Source organism: Aureimonas psammosilenae (assembly GCF_009176975.1).
Taxonomy (GTDB): Bacteria; Pseudomonadota; Alphaproteobacteria; order Rhizobiales; family Rhizobiaceae; genus Plantimonas; species Plantimonas psammosilenae.
In genome coordinates this window covers 1-1,154 of the sequence record NZ_WEZG01000046.1, presented here as the reverse complement: position 1 = coordinate 1,154, position 1,154 = coordinate 1, and the positions used below count along the sequence as shown (strand labels likewise).

General features: G+C 63.1%; 1 protein-coding gene. It reads right to left on the bottom strand.

Going from position 1 to position 1,154, the window contains the following annotated elements:
- Positions 1-9 precede the first annotated feature (9 nt).
- Positions 10-1,154, bottom strand: a protein-coding gene (locus F9929_RS23865; protein WP_152049050.1) for an IS3 family transposase whose coding sequence is annotated in 2 segments (ribosomal slippage) — positions 10-914 and positions 914-1,154 — 1,146 coding nt annotated over the 2 segments. Because the reading frame shifts where the segments join, the coding sequence is not laid out codon by codon here. This gene is flagged as partial in the annotation.

Here is a 1,154-nt window from a genome sequence, read left to right as displayed (position 1 = left end):
GGTTCAAATCTAATGCATGGTGGGCTTGCTGGCGACGTTTGAGGTGGCCGGCGAAGCGGGTTGGGGTGGCGCAGCCGGCCACGGCACGGCGGCAGGTGCCGGCGGACGGTAACCCAAGCTCGAGTGTGGACGTTTGGTGTTGTAGTGACCACGCCAGCTCTCGATGACGATGCGGGCCTCGGCCAAGCTGTAGAAGATCTCGCCGTTCAGGAGTTCGTCGCGGAGCTTGGAGTTGAAGCTCTCGCAATAGCCGTTCTCCCACGGACTGCCAGGCTCGATAAAGGCAGTCCTGGCGCCGACCGCCGTGATCCACTCGCGAACCGCCTTGGCGATGAACTCCGGACCGTTGTCGGAACGGATGTGGCCCGGCACGCCGCGCAGGATGAAGAGGTCGGACAAAACGTCGATGACGTCCGCGGACCGCAGCTTCCGGTCGATCCGGATGGTGAGGCACTCACGGGTGAACTCGTCGATCACGTTCAGCATGCGGAACTTGCAGCCGTCATGGGTTCTCGCTTCCACGAAGTCGTAGGACCATACATGGTTGGGATACTCGGGCCGAAGCCGAACGCAGGACCCGTCGTTCAGCCAGAGCCGACCCTTCTTGGGCTGCTTGGCTGGCACCTTCAGCCCCTCCTGCCGCCAGATCCGCTCGACGCGCTTCACGTTGACGAGCCAGCCAGCATCCCGCAGCAGGGCTGCGATCCGACGGTAGCCGTAGCGACCATAGCGTGTCGCCAACTCGATGGTGTCGGCCGTCAGCGCCGTATCGTCGGTTCGACCCAACGGAACCTTGCGCTGTGTTGATCGGTGCTGCCCCAGGACCCGGCACGCCAAACGCTCCTTGACGCCATGCTTCTTCATGACGTGCTCGATGCATTGGCGACGGCGGGAGGGGCTCACCAGTTTCCCGAGGCGGCCTCTTTCAGGATCAGCTTCTCCAGCGTCAGATCCGACACCGCCTTGCGAAGGCGCTCGTTCTCCTTCTCTAGATCCTTCAGCCGTTTCACCTGATCCAACTTGAGACCGCCGAACTCCTTGCGCCACCGGTAGTACGTGAACGGCGTCACGCTGATCGTGCGCACCGCTTCCGCCACCGGGCGGCCTTGCGACAACAGCACGTCCACCTGCCGAAGCTTGGCGACGATCTCTTC